The following is a 23,255-nucleotide window of genomic DNA, read 5'->3' as shown; positions in this document are numbered from 1 at the left end:
TTGTTATGGAGAACAGATCCGGAGCTACGATAATTTGAATAAAATCTTTCCAACTTCCTGTTTGAAATATAGTTATATTGTGCTATACTAGGATAGAAAAATTTTGAGAAAACATAAGAGGTTACAATTATGGAAATGAACAGAGTGTTATTGAAACTTAGTGGAGAAGCACTTGCCGGAGAAAAAAAGCAGGGCTTTGATGAAAAGACTGTATATGATGTTGCCGGACAGGTGAAGAAGATCCTGGATAAAGGAATCCAGCTTTGTGTAGTAATCGGTGGTGGTAATTTCTGGCGCGGCAGAACCTCAGAAAATATGGATCGTGTAAAAGCAGATTCAATCGGCATGCTTGCAACTGTTATGAACTGTATTTATACCGCAGATGCTTTTCGTGTATTTGGAATCAAATCACATATCATGACCCCATTTGCATGCGGAACAATGACAGAGCTGTTCAACCGTGATAAAGCTGTAGAATATATGGAGCAGGGAGAAGTTGTTTTCTTTGCCGGAGGAATCGGGCATCCGTATTTCTCAACAGATATGGCAACTGTTCTTATGGCGGTTGAAGTAAAGGCAGATGTAGTCTTATCTGCAAAAGCAATTGACGGCGTATATGACAGTGATCCTAAGGCAAATCCAAATGCAAAGAAATATGACAGCATGCAGATGAAAGACATTGTTGATAATAAGCTTGGAGTTATTGATCTTGCATCTGCAGTTCTTGCAATGGAAAACAAAATGCCGATGATGTTATTCGGCTTAAATGGTGAAGACAGTATTGTAAAGGCCGTTACCGGTGGCTTTACAGGGACATATGTGAACGTATAAATAAACAGGAGGAACAAAGATATGTTGACACAGTACGAAGAGAAAATGACGAAGACAGTTGAAAACCTGGAAGGGGAATATGCTACGATCCGTGCAGGACGTGCCAACCCTAACATTTTAAATAAGATCAAGGTAGAATATTATGGTGTACCGACACCGATGCAGCAGCTTGCAAATATCACCGTCCCGGAAGCAAGAACGCTGATGATCGCACCATGGGAGCCATCACTGGTAAAGGCAATCGAGAAGGCGATCCTGAATTCAGATCTTGGGCTGACACCAAACAATGACGGTAAGAACATCATCCTGAATTTCCCTGAACTGACAGAGGAAAGAAGAAAAGAGATCGTTAAGGATATTAAGAAAAAAGGTGAGAATGCAAAAGTTGCTATCCGTAATGTCAGAAGAGATGCAAACGATGCGATCAAGAAGATGGAGAAAGCCGGAGATATCTCAGAGGATGAATTAAAGACAAACGAGGATAAGATCCAGAAGATGACAGACAAGTATGTTGGTCTGATCGATAAGGCTATTGAGAAGAAATCAACAGAGATCTTAACTGTTTAATTTGGAGTAATTATGAATAAAGAAATAAATGGAGAAATGATCAATATTCCTGAGCATGTTGCGATCATCATGGATGGAAACGGAAGATGGGCGAAGAAACGACTGATGCCAAGAACCTATGGACATTCAGAGGGCGCAAAGGCAATCGAGCGAACATGCGAGAATGCAGATGAACTTGGGATTAAATACCTGACTGTATACGCATTTTCTACCGAGAACTGGAAACGTTCAGTAGAGGAAGTATCTACGATCATGAATATTTTCCGCAAGTATCTGGTTGACAGCATCGAGCGATCCAATCGGAATAACATGCGTGTAAGGATCATCGGTAAGCGCGAGGATCTTCCGGAGGATATCGTGGAGAAGATGTATAATCTGGAGAAAGCTACAGCAAATAATACAGGACTTCAGTTTTCTGTAGCGATTAACTATGGCGGACGGGATGAGATCACAAGAGCGGTCAGACAGATTGCATCCGACTGTATGGCTGGAAAGCTATCACCGGATGCGGTTACAGAGGATACAGTCAGTTCCTACCTTGATACAAAGGAACTGACGGATCCGGATCTGTTGATTCGTACCAGCGGAGAGCTTCGGACATCGAATTTTCTTCCATGGCAGATCGCATATTCGGAATTTTATTTTACGGATGTGTTATGGCCGGACTTTGATATGGACGAGCTGGTCAATGCATGCCGGTATTACAGTCATAGAGACCGTCGGTATGGCGGGGTAAAATAAAGAGGAAATAATATGTTTAAACAACGGGCAATCAGTGCAGTGATCCTGGTGATCATTGCAGCAATCACACTTTATTTTGGCGGAGCACTTACATGTCTGGTAATGTGTGCGGTTTCGCTGATCGGTGTGATGGAGTTACTTCGTATATATGGGCTGAACAAGAAAGGACTTGGATATGCAGCTTACGGTGCAACGGTTTTTTATTATGCATTGTTGTATTTTGACCTGCATCAGTTTATATTACCGCTGATCGCGGTCTATATGCTGGTCATCCTTGCAATCTATGTGCTCACATATCCGAATTACAAAGATAAAGAGATCATGGCGGCATTTTTTGCATTTGTATATGTAGGTGTAATGTTGTCGTATGTGTATCTCATACGAGATATGAAACATGGACTGATTCTTGTTCTGCTGATCTTTGTCAGCTCCTGGGGTAATGATACCTGTGCCTATCTGGTCGGACGTGCGATCGGTAAGCACAAGATGTCACCGATCTTAAGCCCGAAGAAGAGTATCGAGGGCCTGATCGGCGGAATCGTTGGAGCAGGAATATTAGGTGTTGTATTTGGTTTGATTTATAATCATTTCATGCAGGTTGCACATTCTGTATGGATATTTGCATTGATCGGAGCTGTATGTGCGTTGCCTGCAGTTATCGGGGATCTGGCGGCTTCTGCAATCAAGAGAAATAATGATATCAAAGATTATGGCAAGCTGATACCGGGACATGGCGGAATCCTTGACCGGTTTGACAGTATTATATTTACAGCACCAATTATGTATTATCTTATATTATATTTGTTGTAATCAGAAAAAGCAGTGTGGGAGAGCGTACAGATGAACTGTGCTCATAATTACGCTGCTTTTCCTTTATGTCGCATTGGAAATAGTGCAGACAGATAAAAATGTTAGATACAGATGTTTGAAATGGGTAAAGGAGAACAAATATGAAACATGTAGCTATCATTGGATCCACAGGATCTATAGGAACACAGACACTTGAGATCGCAAGATGGAATCAGGATATAAAAATCTGTGCTTTATCAGCAGGAAGAAACATAGACTTATTAGAGAAGCAGGCGAGAGAGTTCCGACCGGAGATCGTTGGTCTGTGGGATGAGAAGCTGGCAGATGAATTAAAAGATCGTCTGAAGGATATGGATATCCGTGTCGTATCAGGCATGGATGGGCTGATCGAGATTGCAGAATACAAGACATCGGATATATTAGTTACCGCTATTGTAGGAATGATCGGTATCCGCCCGACTGTGGCAGCGATTAAAGCGGGAAAAGATATTGCCCTTGCAAATAAAGAAACTCTGGTTACAGCGGGACATATCATTATGCCGCTTGCAAAGGAAAAAGGAGTATCAATCCTTCCGGTTGACAGTGAACATTCGGCAATCTTCCAGTCATTGCAGGGAAATACACATGATTCCATTGAAAAAATTCTGTTGACAGCATCCGGTGGACCATTTCGTGGCAAGAGCAGAGAGTTTTTAAAGCATGTGAAATTAGAGGACGCATTAAAGCATCCAAACTGGAGCATGGGAAGAAAAATCACCATTGATTCAGCAACGATGGTAAATAAAGGGCTGGAAGTTATTGAAGCAAAATGGTTATTTGATGTAGCCCCAGAAAATATTCAGGTTGTGATCCAGCCGCAGAGTATCATTCATTCTATGGTAGAATATAAAGATGGAGCAGTGATCGCACAGCTCGGTACGCCGGATATGAAGCTGCCGATCCAGTATGCGCTGTTCTATCCGGAACGAAGATACATGCCAGGAGATCGTCTTGACTTTACGAAGCTTTCATCGATTGTGATCGAGACACCGGATATGGATACCTTTCTTGGGTTACGATATGCATATGAGGCAATCGGGATCGGCGGTTCGATGCCTACAGTATTCAATGCGGCAAATGAATATGCAGTAAAGCAGTTCTTAGACAGAAAAATCGATTTTCTTGATATCTATGATATCATCCGTGCATCCATGGATCATCATAATTTGATTGAAAATCCTGATATAGATGAGATTCTTGCAACCGAGCAGGAAGTATATGAATTTATTGAAAGTGGGTGTTAGTTTTTGAATATCATATTAATCATACTAGTCTTTGGTGTCATCATTTTCTTTCATGAGCTGGGACATTTTATCGTAGCAAAGATCAATCATATCACAGTAAAAGAGTTTTCGATGGGATTCGGACCGAAGCTATTTCAGTTTCATAAGAAAGAAACACAGTATACGCTGCGGCTGATTCCGCTTGGCGGCTATTGTATGATGCTCAGCGAAGATGATGAAGAAAACGAAAATGATGAGAATTCCTTTGAGAAGAAATCCATCTGGGCAAGAATGGCGGTTGTACTTGCAGGCCCTGCCATGAACTTCGTGATCGCATTTTTATTTTCCATGGTGATTATTCATTTCTGTGGAAGTGATCCTGCGATCATAGGAGCAGTATACAATAAAGATAATATTGAAAAATACCAGATCAAAAATGCCGAGGAATATTTTAATGGTGTATATCCGGCGGAAGAAGCCGGGATATCAGATGGCGACCGGGTATTGAAAATCGAGGGAAGCACGGTTAAGAATTTCCGTGAGTTACAGATCTACCTTCAGATTTATGGAGATGGTTCACCGATCGATCTGACACTTGAGAAAGAAGACGGAACGGTCTATGATACGACGGTATATCCGGCAAAGACACCGGATGGCTATAAGATCGGAATAATGAGTGTCGGTTATCAGCTCCCGAAGAACTTTGGAGAGCTTTGTAAATATTCTGCTTATGAGACCAGATACTGGGTAAAAGCAACCTTCTTAAGTCTGAAGCTGATCGTTACCCGTCAGGTAAGTTCGGATGAAGTATCCGGTCCGGTCGGAGTAGCGAAGAACATGAACGATACCTTCAATGAGGCAGCAAAGAGCAGTGTGCTCGATCTGTTCTTAAACTGGATGAATTATATCGTACTGCTGTCGGCAAACCTTGGCGTTATGAACCTGCTGCCGATACCGGGCTTGGATGGAGGACGATTTATCTTCCTGTTAATTGAAGCAGTAACGAGAAAGAAGGTTCCGAAGGATAAGGAGAATATCGTGACGCTGATCGGATTTGTTCTGGTTATGCTGTTGATGGTTGTGATATTATTTAACGATATCAAGAATGTATTCTTTCATTAGATGAATAGGAGTTAAACAGGAGTTAATATGTACAGAGATCATACAAAAGTTATAAAGATAGGAGACCGGGTGATCGGTGGTGGGAATCCGATCCTGATCCAGTCGATGACAAATACAAAAACCAGTGATATAGATGCTACAGTTGCACAGATCTTAAAACTTGAAAAGGCAGGCTGTGACATCATCAGAAGCACCGTAAATGATGATGCGGCAGCGGCAGCGATCCCTGCGATCAAGAAACAGATCCATATTCCGCTGGTTGCAGACATTCATTTTGATTACCGTCTGGCGATCGCAGCGGCTGAGGCGGGAGCAGATAAGATCCGTATCAATCCGGGTAATATCGGTGGTAAGGATAAGCTGGCACAGGTAGTAGCGGTATGTAAGGAACGGAATATACCGATCCGTGTCGGTGTAAACAGCGGTTCCCTTGAAAAAGAATTAGTTGAAAAATACCATGGCGTGACAGCGGAAGGAATCGTTGAGAGTGCGTTGGATAAGGTTCATATGATCGAAGACTGCGGATATGACAATATGGTCATCAGTATTAAATCTTCCGATGTTATGATGTGTGTAAAAGCACATGAGCTGATCGCAGATCAGACGAATTATCCGCTGCATGTGGGTATCACGGAATCCGGTACGGTTATGAGCGGTAATATCAAATCCTCTGTAGGACTTGGTATTATCCTGCATGAGGGAATCGGAGATACGATCCGTGTATCCTTAACAGGGGATCCGGTCAATGAGATCATGACAGCAAAGATGATCTTAAAGACGCTTGGACTCCGTACAGGAGGAATCGAACTTGTGTCCTGCCCGACCTGTGGAAGAACGGAGATTGATCTGATCGGACTGGCAGAACAGGTAGAAAAGCTGGTTGCCGATTATGATCATCTGAATATCAAGGTTGCTGTTATGGGCTGTGTTGTAAACGGACCGGGCGAAGCAAAGGAAGCAGATCTTGGAATTGCGGGCGGAAAAGGCTGCGGTATCCTGATCAAAAAAGGACAGATCATAAAGAAGATCGACGAGAAAGATATATTATCAACATTAAAGTACGAGTTAGATAACTGGAGTGAATAGAACGTGCCGGTAGAAGCAAAATTATTTTTTGAAGTATTTCCTGAACTGAATATGGATAAAGAGATGTCTTCCCTGTTTGAGGATACGATGATCGAAAAGGTAGTAATGAAGCAGGCAGAACGACGGCTTATTATCAGCCTTCTGTCGAAGCATCTGATCAGCCGTCCGAAGATTGTACAGGTGGAAGATATCATTTGCGGACATTTATTTCGTGGACGTGGTTATAAGGTCATCATTGATGACCATTATGAGCTGTCTTCCCAGTACAATACCAGAACCTTAACAGAGGTATATAAGGACAGTATCTTGTATGATGTCGAGAAGATCAGTCATGTTGGATATCGTTTATTAAAGCGGGCAGAATGGTATTATGCAGATGATATTATCACGCTTGCGATGGAGGACAGTAAGCTGTCAAAGAGCCATTCGATCGGGATCAAAAAATATCTGGAGGAGACCTATAAAAAACGGTTCGGTATGGATATCAAGGTCGGTTTTGATTATACGGAATCTGATAAAGAGATGCTCCGCCGTGCAAATGAACAGAAGATGAAGCTTGAGATTGAGGCAATCTTAAGTAATGTACATGAGGATGCGGATTTGACCTTGGATGGTAAATCAGTAGATAAAAAGAAGCTGGTCGGAGAAGGCAAGAAGGATGCTCCGGCTGAAAAGAAAGCACCTGCACAGGAGGAAAAGTCGAAGGAGACATTTGCCGCCAGAAGAAAGAAATATACCTCGAATGATCCGGATGTATTCTATGGCAGAGACTGCGAAGGGGAACTGGTAAAGATTTCTACATTAGTAGATGGTATCGGTGAAGTCTGTATTCATGGCCAGTTGATCAAGATGGAAGAAAAGGTTCTCCGAAATGGTAAGACTTTATTCATCTGCAATATTACGGATTTTGAAGATACGATCGCATTTAAGATATTTGCATCAGAGGATGATGTGCCGGTTTATAAGGATGAGTTAAAAGAAGGAAGCTTCTATCGGTTAAAGGGTGTGCCGTTATACGATACTTTTTCCAAGGAGTTAAATATTGCATCTGTGCGTGGTATCAAGCATATACCGGATTTCCGTGTGCCAAGAGTTGACACATCACTTGAAAAACGTGTGGAATTACATATGCATACGGTTATGAGCGAGATGGACAGTGTTGTTGATATCGAGAAGATCGTGAAACGTGCAAATGACTGGGGACACCCGGCGATTGCAATCACGGATCACGGCGTTGCACAGGCGTTCCCGATTGCAGCACATGCAAAGGGTATGAAGGATGGCTTTAAACTGATCTTTGGCTGTGAGGGATATTTTGTCGATGACCTGAAGAATCTGGTTATCAATCCCAAAGGACAGGATTTGAATACAGAATATATCGTATTCGATATCGAGACGACCGGTCTTAGTCAGAAGAAGAATAAGATCATAGAGATCGGAGCTGTAAAGGTAAAAGATGGAGAGGAGATCGATCGTTTCTCGGAATTTATCAATCCGGAAGAACCGATCCCTTATAGTATAGAGCAGTTGACTTCCATTACAGATGAGATGGTTATGCATGCACCGACCGTCGACGTGATCCTGCCGAAGTTTTTGGAATTCTGTGGTGATGATATCGTTGTTGCACATAATGCAGCATTTGATACCGGATTCATCAAGAAAAATGCCAAAGATCTTGGAATGAAATTCGATAATACGATCATGGATACCATGACACTCAGCCATGTGTTATTGCCGGAGCTTGGTAAGTTTACACTGGATCGTGTCTGTAAGGCGTTAAATGTAAAAAATGAACATCATCACCGTGCTGTTGATGATGCAAATGCAACCGCAAAAATTTTCGTAAAATTATATGAGATGTTAGTGGAACGTGGCGTAAAGACGGTGGAGGATGTAAATGAATTAGGTTCTGCATCGGATGATACGATCAAAAAAGGCAGAACATATCATGGCATCATTCTGGCAAAAAATGAGATCGGCCGTGTGAATCTGTATCGTCTGATTTCTGAAGCGCATGTCAGATACTTCAACCGCAGACCGCGTATGCCTATGAGCATGATCAATAAATACAGAGAAGGACTGATCTTAGGTTCTGCCTGTGAAGCAGGTGAGCTGTTCCGTGCGGTCGTAGATGATGCACCGGATGAAGAAATTGCAAGACTTGTTAATTTCTTTGATTATCTGGAGATACAGCCGATCGGAAATAACGAGTTTATGACCAGAAAGAAGGAGAATCCTTGTACGATCGAGGATCTTCAGAATTATAATAAGCGTATCGTGGAGCTTGGACGATTATTTAATAAGCCGGTTGTTGCAACCTGTGATGTCCATTTCCTTGATCCGGAAGACAGTATCTATCGTGCGATCATCATGAAAAGTAAAGGTTTTGAGGATGCAGTTAATCAGCCTCCGCTTTATTTCAGAACGACGGAAGAAATGTTGGCGGAATTCGAATATCTGGGAAGTGAGAAAGCCAGAGAGGTTGTTATCACGAATACAAATCTGATCGCGGATATGGTGGAATATATGGACCCGGTTCGACCGGATAAAGCACCGCCTATCATCGAGAATTCAGATGAGACACTTACGAATATCTGTTATGAAAAGGCTCATAAGATCTATGGACCGGATCTGCCGGAGGTCGTTGTAGAACGACTGGAACGTGAGTTACATTCCATTATATCAAATGGATTTGCCGTTATGTATATCATTGCACAGAAGCTTGTGTGGGATTCCAACGATCATGGCTATCTGGTTGGTTCCAGAGGATCTGTAGGTTCTTCCTTCGTAGCAACGATGGCAGGTATCACAGAGGTAAATCCGTTGTCGGCACATTATATTTGTCCGGAGTGTCATTTTGTTGATTTTGATTCCGAGCTTGTAAAATCATATTCCGGTATGTCGGGATGTGATATGCCGGATCGTGACTGCCCTCGATGCGGTCATCCACTGATCAAAGAGGGACACGATATTCCGTTTGAAACCTTCCTTGGATTCAAAGGAGATAAGGAGCCGGATATCGATCTGAACTTCTCCGGTGAATATCAGTCATGTGCACATGCTTACACAGAAGTATTATTCGGTAAGGGTAAGGCATTCCGTGCAGGAACTGTAACAACGGTAGCAGATAAGACAGCGTATGGTTATGTATATAATTACTTCAAAGATCTTGCAAAGGATGAAGCGAGAGCAGAAGCTACGGCAATGGGAGATCTGACCCAGAAGGAGATCGAGAAATATGTCGATGAAAAGGCTATCGTCACGAAACGAAGCTGTGAGATGGAACGTCTGGCAATCGGCTGTACCGGCGTTAAGCGTTCGACCGGACAGCATCCGGGTGGTATGATCGTTCTTCCAAGGCATGAGGAGATCTATTCCTTCACACCAATCCAGAAGCCGGCAAATGATATGACGACGGATGTCGTAACATCTCATTTCGAGTACCATTCGATCGATCATAACCTGTTGAAGCTTGATATTCTCGGTCATGATGATCCTACGATGATCCGAAGACTGGAGGATCTGACCGGTCTTGATGCAACCACGATCCGGTTAGATGATCCTGATGTTATGGCGTTGTTCCATGGAACAGAAAGTCTTCATATTACACCGGAGGATATCAATGGCATTCCGCTTGGCAGTCTGGGTGTGCCGGAGTTCGGTACGGATTTCGCCATGCAGATGTTAATTGATGCAAATCCACAGAACTTCTCGGATCTGGTGCGAATCGCAGGTCTGGCGCATGGTACGGATGTATGGCTTGGAAATGCACAGGAGCTGATCAAATCCGGTCAGTGTACGATCTCGACCGCAATCTGTTGTCGAGATGATATCATGGTATATCTGATCCATATGGGCCTGGAATCCGGTACAGCGTTCCAGATCATGGAGAATGTCCGAAAAGGTAACGTAGCTAAAGGCAAATGTGCAAAATGGGAAGAATGGAAAGAGGATATGAAGGCACATGGTGTACCGGACTGGTATATCTGGTCGTGCCAGAAGATCAAATACATGTTCCCGAAAGCCCATGCGGCGGCTTACGTTATGATGGCGTGGAGAATTGCATATTTTAAGGTGAATTATCCGCTTCAGTATTATGCAGCGTTTTTCAGTATCCGTGCATCAGCCTTCAGTTACGAGATGATGTGCTTTGGAAAAGAAAAGGTACTGTATCATATCAATATGATACAGAGTATTGATAAGAATAAACGAACCGCAAAGGATGAAGATAAGTTAAAGGATCTGAAGCTGGTTCTTGAGATGTATGCGAGAGGTTTTGAGTTCATGCCGATCGATATCTATGTGGCGGATGATATCCGTTTTCAGGTAATAGACGGTAAGATCATGCCGTCACTGGCTTCCATTGAAGGAATGGGAGAGAAAGCTGCAAAGCAGTTGAAGGATGCAGCCTGCAAAGGCAGGTTTATCTCAAAGGAAGATCTGCAGGCTCATTCTAAGATTGGAAAGAGTGCGATCGACAAGCTGTCAGAGCTTGGCATCTTAGACGGTATGCCGGATACCAACCAGCTTACCTTTGACTTTGTATAAACGGACGAAACAATACCTTTATTCTGTAAGCCCTGACACTGTATTCCTTTCATTACGCAAAACACTTGCGTTCTGTTTTTCACGTAGCGGTACTAAGCTCACTGCTTACAGCAGTTTGCCAAGTACCGACGTGAAAAAAGGTTTGCTGCATGAAAGAATACAGAATCAGGACTTGGCAGATAAAAGGTATTGTTTCTGTCTATGATAAAATTAATGCAAAAATATGCTAAGGTGTATTTAGATATAAGGAAGATCTATGCAACAACCCTGTATCCCTTTCATTACGCAAAACACTTGCGTATTTGATTGACAATGCCCTTATTACAAGCTAAAATATGGTCAGTATAAAAAAATGTAAATTTACTGAAAAAAAAGCTTGCATTTTATCGTAGCTTCTGGTATATTAAACAAGTCGCTAAGATATATGGTTCATTGGTCAAGCGGTTAAGACGTCGCCCTCTCACGGCGAAAACAGGGGTTCGATTCCCCTATGAACTGCTATTTGATAACCTGGAAGTTTTTTCCAGGTTTTTTCTTTTTTATGCGTAATCTATAGTGCATGATAAAACTGCTTCGAATGAAAGACAGGCGAAAATAAAAACTATATTTATTGGAGGATTCCCATGAAGATTTTTAATACTCTTACAAGAACAAAAGAAGAATTTGTACCGATCAATGAAGGTAAAGTAGGAATCTATGTCTGCGGACCTACCGTATATGATTATATCCACATCGGAAACGCAAGACCAATGATCGTATTTGACACATTGAGACGGTATCTCACATATAAGGGATACGATGTAAATTATGTATCCAATTTTACAGATGTTGATGATAAGATCATCAAACGTGCAAATGAAGAAGGTGTTGATTCTAAGGTGATCTCTGAGCGTTTCATTGCAGAGACAAAGAAGGATATGGCAGCGATGAATGTACAGGAAGCTACGACACATCCAAAGGCTACCGAAGAGATACCGGATATGATCGAGATGATCAAGACACTGATTGAAAAAGGACATGCATATGAAGTAAATGGCACTGTATATTTCCGTACCAGAAGCTTTGCAGACTATGGTAAATTATCCCATAAGAATATTGATGATCTGGAATCCGGACACAGAGCAGAGAACCATCAGCTTAAGGTTTCCGGTCAGGATGAGAAGGAAGATCCACTGGATTTCGTTCTCTGGAAGCCAAAGAAAGAGGGGGAACCGTTCTGGGAGTCACCATGGGGTGAAGGAAGACCAGGCTGGCATCTGGAATGTTCTGTTATGTCTAAGAAATATATCGGTGATATCATTGATATCCATGCAGGTGGTGAGGATCTGATCTTCCCACACCACGAAAATGAGATCGCACAGAGTGAAGCAGCAAATGATAAGGAATTTGCAAGATATTGGATGCATAACGGTTTCTTAAAGATCAACAACGAGAAGATGTCCAAGTCACTTGGCAACTTCTTTACAGTTAGAGAGATCGCAGACAAATATCCACTTCAGGTTATTCGTTTCTTTATGCTGTCTGCTCACTACAGAAGTCCATTGAACTTCTCGGCTGATCTGGTAGAGGCATCCAAGAATGGTCTGGAACGTATCTTGACTGCTGTTGACAAGTTAAAGTCACTTGCGCCGGCAGATGTGGAGGGTTCCGATGTTTCTGTCGAGGCAGAATTAGATGGATATACAAAACGATTTGAAACAGCTATGGACGATGATCTGAATACAGCAGATGCGATCTCAGTTATCTTTGAATTAGTAAAATATACAAATATCAATATTTCAAATGATACACCAAAGAAAACAGTAGATCTGGCAATCCGGACGATTGAGAAGCTGTGTGATATTCTCGGTATCATTACAGAGCGGGAAGAAGAACTGTTAGATTCTGATATCGAGGCTTTGATCAATGAACGTCAGGAAGCAAGAAAAGCAAAGAATTTTGCAAGAGCAGATGAGATCCGTAACATGCTCAGTGATAAGGGCATTATTCTTGAGGATACAAGAGAAGGAGTAAAATGGAAAAGAGCTTAGATCAGTATTTTACTGCGATATTAGGTGTAGAAGATTCCAATCCGGCAGAATATTCCGGGCTGGCGCTTGCTTATATAGGGGACAGTGTATTTGACCTTTTAGTAAAGACCGTTCTGGTATCAAAGGATAACAAGCAGGCATTCAAATATCATAAAGAAGCTATTCATATCGTAAATGCAGAGTCACAGGCAGGTTATATCGATCTGTTGGAAGAGAAACTGACCGAGCAGGAAATGGCGATATATAAGCGTGGAAGGAATACAAAGACACATTCCAAGGCAAAGAATGCATCGGTAGGACAGTACAGGAAAGCTACCGGTTTTGAAGCACTGATCGGCTATCTTTATCTGAATAAAGAATATGACCGTTTATTTGAGTTGACAAGAGACTGCCTGGAATCAAAACAACTGATTGAGCATTTACAATCTGATGATGTGGATTAGAAATGGAGCATAAGCATGGAAGAAAATAGAAATGAAAAGTTTGAGATAGAGGGTAGAAATGCAGTTATGGAAGCATTTCGTTCCGGTAAAACAGTTGACAAGTTATATCTGCAGGATGGCTGTCATGATGGCAGTATCAATTCAATCGTGCGTGAAGCAAAGAAGCAGGAGACGATTATTAATTATGTTTCGAAAGAGAAGCTGAACCAGATGTCTTCGACCGGGAAACATCAGGGTGTGATCGCTCATGTGGCAGCCTATGAATATTCAGCAATCGATGAGATTTTTGCAAAGGCTGAGGAAAAAGGACAGCCGCCATTTATCTTTATTTTGGATGAGATTGAAGATCCTCATAATCTTGGCGCGATCGTTCGTACAGCGAATCTGTGCGGTGCACATGGCGTTATTATTCCGAAACGAAGAGCGGTCGGAATTACAGCAACAGTTGTTAAGGCTTCTGCCGGTGCAATCGCATATACTCCGGTGGTTAAGGTAACAAATCTGGCGAAGACGATTGATGAATTGAAAAAACGTGGTATGTGGTTTGCCTGTGCCGATATGGATGGAGAACTGATGTACCGCTGCAATCTGACCGGACCGATGGGACTTGTGATCGGAAATGAGGGTACAGGTGTCAGTCGTCTGGTAAAAGAAAAATGTGATTATGTTGTATCCATACCAATGAGTGGAGATATCGATTCATTAAATGCTTCGGTTGCGGCCGGAGTATTGGGATATGAGGTTGTCCGTCAGAGGATGGGTGTGAAATAGGGGAGTACCAGCGTTGTGGGTGTGTATGAAACAAATACCGATGAAGAAAATATCCGGTTGATCCGGGAAGAAAATGATAATGCCGCTTTTGAATATCTGATCAAAAAGTATATGGAAATCGTAAAGAAAGAGAGCCGTGCCCTGTATATTATCGGTGCAGAAAATGAGGACATCATTCAGGAAGGAATGATAGGGCTCATTAAAGCTATCCGAAGCTTTGACGGAAGCAAAGGGGCATCTTTTTCTACATTTGCAAATCTGTGTATCAAGCGGCAGTTGATCACTGCGGTGAAGCTGTCGAATAGGAAGAAGCATTCTCCGCTTAATTATTATGTATCATTTTATACGGAAAATGACGATGATGTTGCGCTTGTGGATGAGCTGCAGGCAGACCAAGCATTTGAACCGGAGAATCAGATGCTTGGGCAGTTGAAATCCCAGAAGCTTGCGGAAGCGATTGATAAAAAACTCAGCAAATTTGAAAGACAGGTGTTAGAAGGATATCTTGCCGGAAAAAGCTATGATGAGCTAGCGGAAGCATTTGGCAAGCCGTATAAATCTATCGATAATGCGATCCAGCGAATACGAAAGAAATTACGGGATATAGAACAGGATTAAATATATATTTAATAAACAGGGTCAGGTCTGGAAATTGCAAAGAATAATTCGATAGTGACAAATGACCTATGAAAAAACTGAGCAAAAGATATAATTCTGGGGGAGTAGCTTATGATAAATTCTATAAATAAAAAAAATGGCCTGAGGAAAGTGATGATCATTGTCGGCATGTGCTTTGTCCTTGGGCTTTTTTCAGGATGTCTGGATTTATCGGATGAAACGAACGAAAATCAGACAGGAAATACAACAGAGAATATAACAGAGAATATAACAGAATCGATTGACAGTACGGAAGCTACGTCAGATGAGCAGATAACCTCGGAAGCGAATACCGGGGGCACAACAGACGATCTTGCCGGACTTACAGTTACTTTCTTAGATGTCGGTCAGGGGAATGCGGTGTTATTTTCCTGTGATGACCATTACATGATGATGGATGGAGGTCCGTCGTCAGCGTCTTCATTTGTCGTGGCATACCTGAAAAAACAGAATATAGAGTCACTTGATTATGTCATCGCGAGCCATTATGATTCTGATCATATAAATGGTCTGGTGGGTGTGTTGAATGTATTTGACACAGAGACTTTTATCGGCCCGGATTATGTTGCAGATACAAAGATCTATGATTCGTTGATGGATAAGCTTGCGGCGCAGAACCTGACTGTTACATTCCCAAAGGCAGGGGATTCTTATACCTTTGGTGATGCGGTATTTACGATAGTAGCACCAATCACTTATAGTGATGATAATGAAAATGATAATTCTGTCGGAATTCGTATGACATATGGGGATACTTCATTCCTGATCTATGGGGATGGAGAAGAAGCCGGTGAGCAGGCAATGATCGCATCCGGAGAGGAGCTTTCCAGTGACGTTCTGATGGTCAGTCATCACGGCAGCAGAAATGCCACAACAAAAGAGATGTTAGAGGCTGTTAAGCCCGGTTATGCGGTAATCAGCGTTGGGGCAGATAATTCATATGGACATCCGACCGAAGAAGTGCTTGATCGTTTGGCAAATGCAGGATGCACGGTGTATCGTACGGATCTGAATGGTACGATTCAGGCGTACAGTGATGGAAAAACAATTACTTTTATACCGGAACGGCAATCAGATATGTCAGGGGTGGGAGAAAATCAGAATCTGTCGGATGATACAACGAAAACAGATAATGTAACAAGAGAGAGTACGACAGAGAAAGTTCAGACGGAAATAGAAGCAGGATCAGAAAAGACAGCAGAGCATACTTATATTATTAATACAAATACAGGAAAGTTCCATGAGCCGTCATGTCGTTCGGTTAAGCGAATGAATGACAGCAATAAGAAAGAATATATCGGAAGCCGGGATGATCTGATCACGCAGGGGTATGAGCCATGTAAGATATGTAATCCATAGGGTATGTTAAGAATGGGAGGATAAACGGATATGAAAAACAATTACAAATTTTTTCAGAATCGGGATTGTGAATTTTTCCCATGCCATAAAATAGAAAATGAAGATTCCTTTAATTGTCTGTTCTGTTATTGCCCCTTGTATCTGAAGGAAAACTGCCTTGGAAGTCCTGATTATATCTTAAATGGGAAAGGACAGAAAATCCGGGATTGCAGTAACTGTACGATTGTACATCGCCCGGAGATGTATGAAGCAGTGATTGCACAGTTTCAAAAGCAGGACTGTGTGGTATTCGTCAGTATTTGGGATCTGAAGGATGAAATCATGGCGCGGATCGCAGAGATTGCTTCATGGGAACAGATGGAGCCGGAGAGCAGAAAAGAGCATAAGGATGAAGCCGAGAAAACGATTATGCGTTTTTTATCCAGATACAATAATCGAAACCGGTATCTGGTACCTGTACTTTTGCAGCCATTTTCCAGAGACTGTATTAAGTCTGATGGATTTATGCTCGGCAAAAAGAATATTTCATGCCGGATACTGGAACGAATAGATCCGTCAAAGATTACACAGGGATATCTGTATGCATTTCATGCCCCGGAGATCCGGATCGAGGAGATGGATTCATTACTAGGAACTTATTATCTGGAAACCTTTCAGATCGCATGTATGGATATTGTAAGAAAATGGATAAGAAAATACCTGGAACGAAAGCACAGTGTAGAGTCGGTGCATTACTGTAGTCCTTCTTTTGGACCCGGTTATTATGGAATGCCATTGGAAGCTGCCGGAATTCTTTGCAGCCTGATGGATACGGAACAGATCGGAATCAGTTGGCATAAAGAACGAATGGAGCCGATGATGAGTCTGGCAGGAATTTATCTGATCAGTGAAGAACCACTGATACAGAACTGGAACGATTGTGAAAACTGTATCGGACAGTCCGTTGGATGTGAATACTGTATAAATAAATCCGGACATTAAAAAAGAGCTACTAACGGGAGTCGGACCCGTGACCTCCACATTACCAATGTGGCGCTCTACCACCTGAGCTATAGTAGCAACAACATTAGTTAATATATAGTAAAATGACGTATTTGTCAATAAGAGATTTGCTGAAAGTTATTGAAAATTACTGAGTTTTGCTGAGTTTTAGAATTTGCAGTTGAGGCTTTATGTAAAATGTGATAGACTAAAAAAAGTCATGCTAATTATATGAAGGAGGCATTAATGATGGCAGAAGAATCAATCGGGAAAAATTTTATTGAACAGATTATTGATAAAGATATAGCGGAGGGCAAGGTAACGAAGGTAGTCACAAGATTTCCTCCGGAACCGAATGGATATTTGCATATAGGACATGCCAAATCCATATTATTGAACTATGGTCTTGCACAGGAATATGGCGGACAGTTTAATCTGAGATTTGACGATACAAATCCAACAAAGGAAAAGACAGAATTTGTAGAATCCATATTAGATGATGTAAGATGGCTGGGTGCCGATTTCGGAGACAGAGTATTCTTTGCATCCAATTATTTTGACCAGATGTATGAAGCAGCAGTCAAATTGATCAAGAAAGGCAAGGCATTTGTATGTGATCTGACAGCAGATGAGATCCGCGAATACAGAGGAACTCTGACAGAGCCGGGTAAAAACAGCCCATACAGAGACAGAAGTATTGAAGAAAATCTTGCATTATTTGAAGCAATGAAGAACGGAGAGTTCCCGGATGGAAGCAAGGTGCTTCGTGCAAAGATCGATATGGCTTCACCGAATATTAATATGCGCGATCCTGTTATCTATCGTGTTGCCCGTATGACACATCATAATACAGGGGATAAGTGGTGTATTTATCCAATGTATGATTTTGCTCATCCGATTGAGGATGCGATTGAAGGTGTAACGCATTCTATCTGTACACTGGAATTTGAGGATCACAGACCTTTATATGATTGGGTAGTACGGGAACTGGAATATGAGAATCCACCAAAGCAGATCGAATTTGCAAAGTTATATCTGACAAATGTAGTTACAGGTAAGAGATATATTAAGAAGCTGGTAGAGGATGGTATCGTAGATGGCTGGGATGATCCAAGACTTGTATCGATCGCAGCACTCAGAAGACGAGGATTTACTGCTTCTTCTATTAAGAAGTTTATGGAGTTGGTTGGTATCTCAAAGAGCCAGAGCTCTGTTGATTATGCGATGCTTGAGTATTGTCTGCGTGATGATCTGAAGCTTACAGCAAACCGTTATATGGCAGTCCTGAATCCGATCAAGCTGGTGATCGATAATTATCCGGAGGATCAGGTAGAATATCTGCCGGTTGAAAATAATCAGGAAAATGAGGAAGCAGGCTCCAGAGAAGTTGCATTCAGCAAATATCTCTATATTGAAAGAGATGATTTCATGGAAGAACCGCCTAAGAAATATTTCCGTCTGTTCCCTGGCAATGAGGTACGTCTGAAGAATGCATATTTTGTAACCTGTACAGGATATGAGAAGGATGAAGATGGAAATGTAACAGTTGTTCACTGTACTTATGATCCTGCAACCAAGAGTGGTTCAGGATTCGAAGGAAGAAAGGTAAAAGGAACGATACATTGGGTATCAGCAGAAAGTGCAATTGATGCTGAGGTTCGTTTATATGAGAATATCGTGGATGAAGAAAAAGGTAAGTTGAATGAGGATGGTACTTTGAATCTGAACCCAAATTCATTGACCGTATTACAGGGATGTAAGCTCGAGAAAGCATTTGAAGATGCAAAACCTGGTGAAGCATTCCAGTTCCTTCGTAATGGATTTTTCTGTGTAGATTCCAAAGACTCTACTAAGGAGCATCCTGTATATAACCGTATTGTTTCATTAAAGAGTTCCTATAAGCCGGGAAAATAATATTTAGCCTATTAAAAGTATGAAAAATGATATATCAGAATTAGAAAACAGAAAATTATATATCCTGATCTCCAAGACACACACAGTTCCTGCAAGAATCATCAAATTCTGGACAAAAGAGCCATATGCACATGCATCCATTGCATTGGATCTGGAGCTTCGGGAGATGTACAGCTTCGCCAGAAAGGGAATCTATAATCCGTTCAACTGTGGATTCATTATAGAAGATATTGATACCGGAATATTTGGCAGAGATGTTGAAACAAGCTGTGTTGTTCTGGAACTGACCGTGACAGATAAGCAGTACAGACATGTACTGCAGGAGCTTGCGGCATTTAAAGCAAATGCTGATCTCTATCGGTATAATTTTTGGGGACTTTATGGTGTTATACGAAATAAGGCGATTGAGAGGAAATATAATTATTTCTGTTCCCAGTTCGTGGCAAGTGTGTTAGAATGTTCTGGTATACATATTCTCGATAAACAACCGGGGCTTGTAAGGCCGGATGATTTTCGGAAGAGCAGTAATGTTAAGGTGATTTACAAAGGCCTGCTCAGAAGATATCGTGAATACCTGTGGACACATGATCTGACACAGGCATTTGGCGGTCATGTAACCAAACAGGCAATGTAAAAAAAGTGACAATATTGCTGTGAATTTTATACTATATAAAAAATACTGTGTACATTACACTCACTATTATGAAGCAAACCTGCCCGAACGCCAGTCCTTAGTGAGCCATATAATACGGCGAACTTAGTACTGCTGCGTTGAGGGTAGAGCGAAAGCGTTTTGCGGAATAATATGTGAAGTGCAATGTACACAGTATTTTTGTGTGTATCCTATGTTTATCAGGCAGTAATATTGTCGCTTTTTATTCTACAAATGTATGATTAGCCTTGATTATGCCGCGAGGTAGGGCATCCTTTGAGTTCTTCCATGGTTCATTCTTGAATCGATAGTCGAATTTATCGATGAACCATCCGATATCTCCGTTGACACGTTCCATGTTTTCAAAATATAAGTGATTCAAAGCTTCTATGAATTCTTCACATTGGTTTTTGGACAGCTTTGTGACAGAGGTATCGTAGAGGATACCGTAGTGGTAAGTACAGAAGCCCTTGCTGCTTTTGAAGGTATCCTTGAATTCAGGATCTTTTTTCCACATATGAAAGATCGTATCGACATAGCGGTCAAAGGTACGATTCATACGGTCACAGATAAAGCAGGAGCTTTCCAGTTCTTTGATATATGCACCGACACCGGAAAAATTTGACTGCTTGGAAAAAAGTCCCGGTTTTGCAGGAGTTCCTTTTTCTGATAAAGCTTTCAGATCCCGGATCGTTTTATCAGTGTGTGTCTTTAACATCAGGGCAAGTCCCAGACGATTCTTTTCTTTATATAACATGCCGATGTGATGGGAGCAGAAGCCCATTTTATCTGTCATAGCACGATTATCGTCTTCCATATAGCTTGGTCCCATCGTATATTCGATGGCATGTTCCTCCAGCGTTTTCTGCATCTGACAGAGAGGACATTCACAGTCTGCATGAAAGGCATCGTTGACAGGTATTGTGTATAATTGTTCAGCCATAGTATTCTCCATTTCTATATATCATTTGGATAGCAGCCTTTGAACAGGCGTTATCCTGTATCATGTCAGAAATCATCGGTTTGATTCCTGTATTAGAAGCATATCATGCAACACCTGAATTTACAAATCAAAATCGCCGGTTTTCGTTCTGAATTCAGGGTATATTTCATATAATGTAAGAGACCTTGTCCATTTAATATATTTTTTATCATTTTAGGGGTTGATTTTTTCCACAAAATGAATACAATAATAATTGTGTTAGCACTCGAGAGATATGAGTGCTAGGAACTGCCGGAGTACATAAGGCAGATAAGAACGGATTTAATATGTTAGGAGGAATATATATTATGAAATTAGTACCATTAGGAGACAGAGTTGTATTAAAACAGTCCGTAGCAGAAGAGACAACAAAATCAGGTATTGTATTACCGGGACAGGCAAAAGAGAAGCCACAGTATGCAGATGTTGTAGAAGTTGGTCCCGGAGCTGTTGTCGATGGCGTTAAGGTTCCTATGGAAGTAAAGGCAGGAGACAGAGTTATTTATTCTAAATACGCAGGAACAGAAGTTAAGCTCGGTGATGATGAATATATCATCGTAAAACAGAGTGACATTCTTGCAGTTGTAAGTGAATAATCAGATAGCAGAAAAACAGTTGGAGGTAGAAAAAAATGGCAAAGGAAATTAAATACGGAGCAGAAGCCAGAAAGGCTCTTGAAGCAGGCGTAAATCAGTTAGCAGATACAGTAAGAGTAACACTTGGACCAAAAGGAAGAAATGTAGTTCTTGCAAAGTCATATGGTTCACCACTTATCACAAATGATGGTGTTACAATTGCAAAGGATATAGAGTTGGAAGATGCATTTGAAAACATGGGTGCTCAGATCGTAAAAGAAGTAGCAACAAAGACAAATGATGTTGCAGGTGATGGTACTACAACAGCTACTGTTCTTGCTCAGGCAATGATCAATGAAGGTATGAAAAACCTTGCAGCAGGTGCTAATCCAATCATCCTCAGAAAGGGTATGAAGAAGGCTTGTGACAAGGCTGTAGAAGCAATCTCAGAGATGAGCCAGACAATCAACGGCAAAGAGCAGATCGCAAGAGTTGCATCTATTTCAGCCGGTGATGATGAAGTTGGACAGATGGTTGCAGATGCTATGGAAAAGGTATCAAACGATGGTGTTATCACGATTGAAGAGTCCAAGTCCATGAAGACAGAGCTTGACCTCGTAGAAGGTATGCAGTTCGACAGAGGATATATTTCAGCTTACATGTCAACTGATATGGAGAAGATGGTTGCAGAACTTGATAATCCATACATCCTGATCACAGATAAGAAGATCACAAATATTCAGGATATCCTTCCGGTACTTGAGCAGATCGTACAGGGTGGTCAGAAGCTTTTGATCATTGCGGAAGATGTAGAAGGCGAAGCACTTACAACATTGATCGTAAATAAGTTAAGAGGCACATTCCAGGTTGTAGCTGTTAAGGCTCCGGGTTATGGTGACAGAAGAAAAGAAATGTTACAGGATATTGCTATCCTTACAAATGGTAAGGTTATTTCCGAAGAACTCGGTTATGATTTAAAGGATACGACATTAGATGACCTTGGTCGTGCTAAGAGTGTAAAGGTAACAAAAGAGAATACAGTTATCGTAGATGGTTTCGGAACAAAGGAAGATATCCAGGGCAGAGTAAATGTTATCAAGGCTCAGCTTGAGGAGACAACATCTGAATTTGATAAAGAGAAGCTTCAGGAAAGACTTGCAAAGCTTGCAGGTGGTGTAGCAGTTATCCGTGTTGGTGCAGCTACTGAGACAGAGATGAAGGAAGCTAAGCTCCGTATGGAAGATGCATTAAATGCTACCAGAGCTGCTGTTGAAGAAGGCATCATCGCAGGTGGTGGATCAGCATATATTCATGCAGCTAAGAAGGTTGCAGAACTGGTTGCAGACCTTGAAGGCGATGAGAAGACAGGTGCTAAGGTAGTTCTTAAGGCTATGGAAGCTCCGTTATTCCATATTTCAGCAAATGCCGGTCTGGAAGGATCTGTTATCATCAATAAGATCAAAGAATCACAGCCGGGTATCGGTTTTGATGCATACAATGAGAAGTATGTAGATATGATCGAAGCAGGTATCATCGATCCTGTTAAGGTTACAAGAAGTGCTTTACAGAACGCAACATCCGTAGCATCTACATTACTGACAACAGAATCTGTTGTAGCTGATATTAAGGAAGATGCTCCAGCTATGCCGGCAGGTGCAGGTATGGGCGGCGGAATGGGTATGATGTAAAAATAAAATATCACTCATAAAGTTCAAATAGAGAATAAAAAGGAAGATAGTATTGTTTATTATCGTGTAAGATACATGATAGTGACAGGCTATCTTTCTTTTTTTATACACGCATAGACCATATTTCCAGACCTAGTGAAACATTTCATGCCGTTTTTCAGACATTTCGTGCATAGAATCCGGTATGGGGAAATGATTATGGTACAATACCAGAAAATAACTTATTTGGAACAACA

19 protein-coding genes and 2 tRNA genes are annotated in these 23,255 nt (G+C 41.5%); 19 read left to right on the top strand and 2 right to left on the bottom strand.

Annotation, left to right across the window (positions count from 1 at the left end; translation table 11 throughout):
• Positions 1–129 precede the first annotated feature (129 nt).
• The 15 genes from pyrH to DWW43_RS12455 all read left to right on the top strand — a co-directional run bounded on the left by pyrH (position 130) and on the right by DWW43_RS12455 (position 17,208).
• Positions 130–831 (top strand): UMP kinase, encoded by a 702-nt coding sequence (pyrH, locus tag DWW43_RS07880; RefSeq protein ID WP_207666007.1) that lies wholly within the window; start codon positions 130–132, stop codon positions 829–831.
• Positions 832–852: 21 nt separating this feature from the next.
• Positions 853–1,398 carry a ribosome recycling factor gene (gene frr / locus DWW43_RS07875; RefSeq protein ID WP_008401599.1) on the top strand — a complete coding sequence of 182 codons (546 nt, stop codon included), beginning with the start codon at positions 853–855 and terminating at the stop codon, positions 1,396–1,398.
• Positions 1,399–1,410: 12 nt separating this feature from the next.
• Positions 1,411–2,139, top strand: a complete 729-nt coding sequence (locus tag DWW43_RS07870) for an isoprenyl transferase (protein WP_008401600.1) — start codon at positions 1,411–1,413, stop codon at positions 2,137–2,139.
• Positions 2,140–2,151: 12 nt separating this feature from the next.
• Positions 2,152–2,949, top strand: a complete 798-nt coding sequence (locus DWW43_RS07865; RefSeq protein ID WP_008401601.1) for a phosphatidate cytidylyltransferase — start codon at positions 2,152–2,154, stop codon at positions 2,947–2,949.
• A gap of 140 nt (positions 2,950–3,089) precedes the next feature.
• The gene (gene dxr / locus DWW43_RS07860) at positions 3,090–4,232 is read left to right on the top strand and encodes a 1-deoxy-D-xylulose-5-phosphate reductoisomerase (protein ID WP_008401602.1); all 1,143 of its coding nucleotides are present in this window, start codon (positions 3,090–3,092) and stop codon (positions 4,230–4,232) included.
• Between the two features lie 3 nt (positions 4,233–4,235).
• Positions 4,236–5,333 carry a M50 family metallopeptidase gene (locus tag DWW43_RS07855; protein ID WP_008401603.1) on the top strand — a complete coding sequence of 366 codons (1,098 nt, stop codon included), beginning with the start codon at positions 4,236–4,238 and terminating at the stop codon, positions 5,331–5,333.
• A gap of 27 nt (positions 5,334–5,360) precedes the next feature.
• A complete protein-coding gene (gene ispG, locus DWW43_RS07850; RefSeq protein WP_008401604.1) occupies positions 5,361–6,419 on the top strand; it encodes a flavodoxin-dependent (E)-4-hydroxy-3-methylbut-2-enyl-diphosphate synthase in 1,059 nt (352 codons plus the stop codon).
• A gap of 3 nt (positions 6,420–6,422) precedes the next feature.
• Positions 6,423–10,967: a PolC-type DNA polymerase III gene (locus tag DWW43_RS07845; protein ID WP_119963230.1), complete on the top strand. Its 4,545-nt coding sequence runs from the start codon at positions 6,423–6,425 to the stop codon at positions 10,965–10,967.
• Between the two features lie 426 nt (positions 10,968–11,393).
• A tRNA-Glu gene (locus DWW43_RS07840) sits at positions 11,394–11,465 on the top strand.
• Positions 11,466–11,590: 125 nt separating this feature from the next.
• A complete protein-coding gene (gene cysS / locus DWW43_RS07835; protein ID WP_008401607.1) occupies positions 11,591–12,997 on the top strand; it encodes a cysteine--tRNA ligase in 1,407 nt (468 codons plus the stop codon).
• Complete coding sequence (locus tag DWW43_RS07830; RefSeq protein ID WP_008401608.1) at positions 12,982–13,440, top strand: ribonuclease III domain-containing protein; 459 nt, start codon at positions 12,982–12,984, stop codon at positions 13,438–13,440. Before cysS ends, DWW43_RS07830 begins: the two co-directional genes overlap by 16 nt.
• Positions 13,441–13,455: 15 nt before the next feature.
• The gene (gene rlmB / locus DWW43_RS07825) at positions 13,456–14,211 is read left to right on the top strand and encodes a 23S rRNA (guanosine(2251)-2'-O)-methyltransferase RlmB (RefSeq protein ID WP_008401609.1); all 756 of its coding nucleotides are present in this window, start codon (positions 13,456–13,458) and stop codon (positions 14,209–14,211) included.
• A gap of 15 nt (positions 14,212–14,226) precedes the next feature.
• On the top strand, positions 14,227–14,829 hold the full coding sequence (locus DWW43_RS07820; protein WP_119963229.1) for a sigma-70 family RNA polymerase sigma factor: 603 nt from the start codon (positions 14,227–14,229) through the stop codon (positions 14,827–14,829).
• A 111-nt stretch (positions 14,830–14,940) separates the two neighbouring features.
• A complete protein-coding gene (locus DWW43_RS07815) occupies positions 14,941–16,227 on the top strand; it encodes a ComEC/Rec2 family competence protein (RefSeq protein ID WP_119963228.1) in 1,287 nt (428 codons plus the stop codon).
• A gap of 30 nt (positions 16,228–16,257) precedes the next feature.
• Positions 16,258–17,208 (top strand): cysteine-rich small domain-containing protein, encoded by a 951-nt coding sequence (locus DWW43_RS12455; RefSeq protein ID WP_119963227.1) that lies wholly within the window; start codon positions 16,258–16,260, stop codon positions 17,206–17,208.
• A 5-nt stretch (positions 17,209–17,213) separates the two neighbouring features.
• Here DWW43_RS12455 and DWW43_RS07805 read toward each other — a convergent pair.
• Positions 17,214–17,286 (bottom strand) — tRNA-Thr (locus DWW43_RS07805).
• Between the two features lie 171 nt (positions 17,287–17,457).
• Here DWW43_RS07805 and DWW43_RS07800 point away from each other — a divergent pair.
• A complete protein-coding gene (locus DWW43_RS07800; protein WP_044946142.1) occupies positions 17,458–19,122 on the top strand; it encodes a glutamine--tRNA ligase/YqeY domain fusion protein in 1,665 nt (554 codons plus the stop codon).
• A gap of 19 nt (positions 19,123–19,141) precedes the next feature.
• The gene (locus DWW43_RS07795; RefSeq protein WP_119963226.1) at positions 19,142–19,756 is read left to right on the top strand and encodes a hypothetical protein; all 615 of its coding nucleotides are present in this window, start codon (positions 19,142–19,144) and stop codon (positions 19,754–19,756) included.
• 241 nt (positions 19,757–19,997) lie between these two features.
• On the opposite strand, the gene DWW43_RS07790 is transcribed toward DWW43_RS07795, so the two are convergent.
• The gene (locus tag DWW43_RS07790) at positions 19,998–20,717 is read right to left on the bottom strand and encodes a DUF6062 family protein (RefSeq protein WP_044946144.1); all 720 of its coding nucleotides are present in this window, start codon (positions 20,715–20,717) and stop codon (positions 19,998–20,000) included.
• Positions 20,718–21,064: 347 nt separating this feature from the next.
• On the opposite strand from DWW43_RS07790, the gene DWW43_RS07785 reads away from it, so the two are divergent.
• Together DWW43_RS07785 and groL are read left to right on the top strand one after the other, a co-directional pair.
• Positions 21,065–21,352, top strand: a complete 288-nt coding sequence (locus DWW43_RS07785; protein WP_021943267.1) for a co-chaperone GroES — start codon at positions 21,065–21,067, stop codon at positions 21,350–21,352.
• A 35-nt stretch (positions 21,353–21,387) separates the two neighbouring features.
• The gene (gene groL, locus DWW43_RS07780; RefSeq protein ID WP_119963225.1) at positions 21,388–23,019 is read left to right on the top strand and encodes a chaperonin GroEL; all 1,632 of its coding nucleotides are present in this window, start codon (positions 21,388–21,390) and stop codon (positions 23,017–23,019) included.
• Positions 23,020–23,255: the final 236 nt, after the last annotated feature.

This window comes from Clostridium sp. AF15-41 (assembly GCF_003604095.1).
Lineage (GTDB): Bacteria > Bacillota > Clostridia > Lachnospirales > Lachnospiraceae > Coprococcus.
This window is presented reverse-complemented; position numbering and strand designations above follow the sequence as displayed.

Coding starts and splice junctions, on each gene's coding strand:
- pyrH (WP_207666007.1), top strand. CDS start 130: ATGGAAATGAACAGAGTGTTATTGAAACTTAGTGGAGAAGCACTTGCC.
- frr (WP_008401599.1), top strand. CDS start 853: ATGTTGACACAGTACGAAGAGAAAATGACGAAGACAGTTGAAAACCTG.
- DWW43_RS07870 (WP_008401600.1), top strand. CDS start 1,411: ATGAATAAAGAAATAAATGGAGAAATGATCAATATTCCTGAGCATGTT.
- DWW43_RS07865 (WP_008401601.1), top strand. CDS start 2,152: ATGTTTAAACAACGGGCAATCAGTGCAGTGATCCTGGTGATCATTGCA.
- dxr (WP_008401602.1), top strand. CDS start 3,090: ATGAAACATGTAGCTATCATTGGATCCACAGGATCTATAGGAACACAG.
- ispG (WP_008401604.1), top strand. CDS start 5,361: ATGTACAGAGATCATACAAAAGTTATAAAGATAGGAGACCGGGTGATC.
- cysS (WP_008401607.1), top strand. CDS start 11,591: ATGAAGATTTTTAATACTCTTACAAGAACAAAAGAAGAATTTGTACCG.
- DWW43_RS07830 (WP_008401608.1), top strand. CDS start 12,982: ATGGAAAAGAGCTTAGATCAGTATTTTACTGCGATATTAGGTGTAGAA.
- rlmB (WP_008401609.1), top strand. CDS start 13,456: ATGGAAGAAAATAGAAATGAAAAGTTTGAGATAGAGGGTAGAAATGCA.
- DWW43_RS07815 (WP_119963228.1), top strand. CDS start 14,941: ATGATAAATTCTATAAATAAAAAAAATGGCCTGAGGAAAGTGATGATC.
- DWW43_RS12455 (WP_119963227.1), top strand. CDS start 16,258: ATGAAAAACAATTACAAATTTTTTCAGAATCGGGATTGTGAATTTTTC.
- DWW43_RS07800 (WP_044946142.1), top strand. CDS start 17,458: ATGGCAGAAGAATCAATCGGGAAAAATTTTATTGAACAGATTATTGAT.
- DWW43_RS07795 (WP_119963226.1), top strand. CDS start 19,142: ATGAAAAATGATATATCAGAATTAGAAAACAGAAAATTATATATCCTG.
- DWW43_RS07790 (WP_044946144.1), bottom strand. CDS start 20,717: ATGGCTGAACAATTATACACAATACCTGTCAACGATGCCTTTCATGCA.
- DWW43_RS07785 (WP_021943267.1), top strand. CDS start 21,065: ATGAAATTAGTACCATTAGGAGACAGAGTTGTATTAAAACAGTCCGTA.
- groL (WP_119963225.1), top strand. CDS start 21,388: ATGGCAAAGGAAATTAAATACGGAGCAGAAGCCAGAAAGGCTCTTGAA.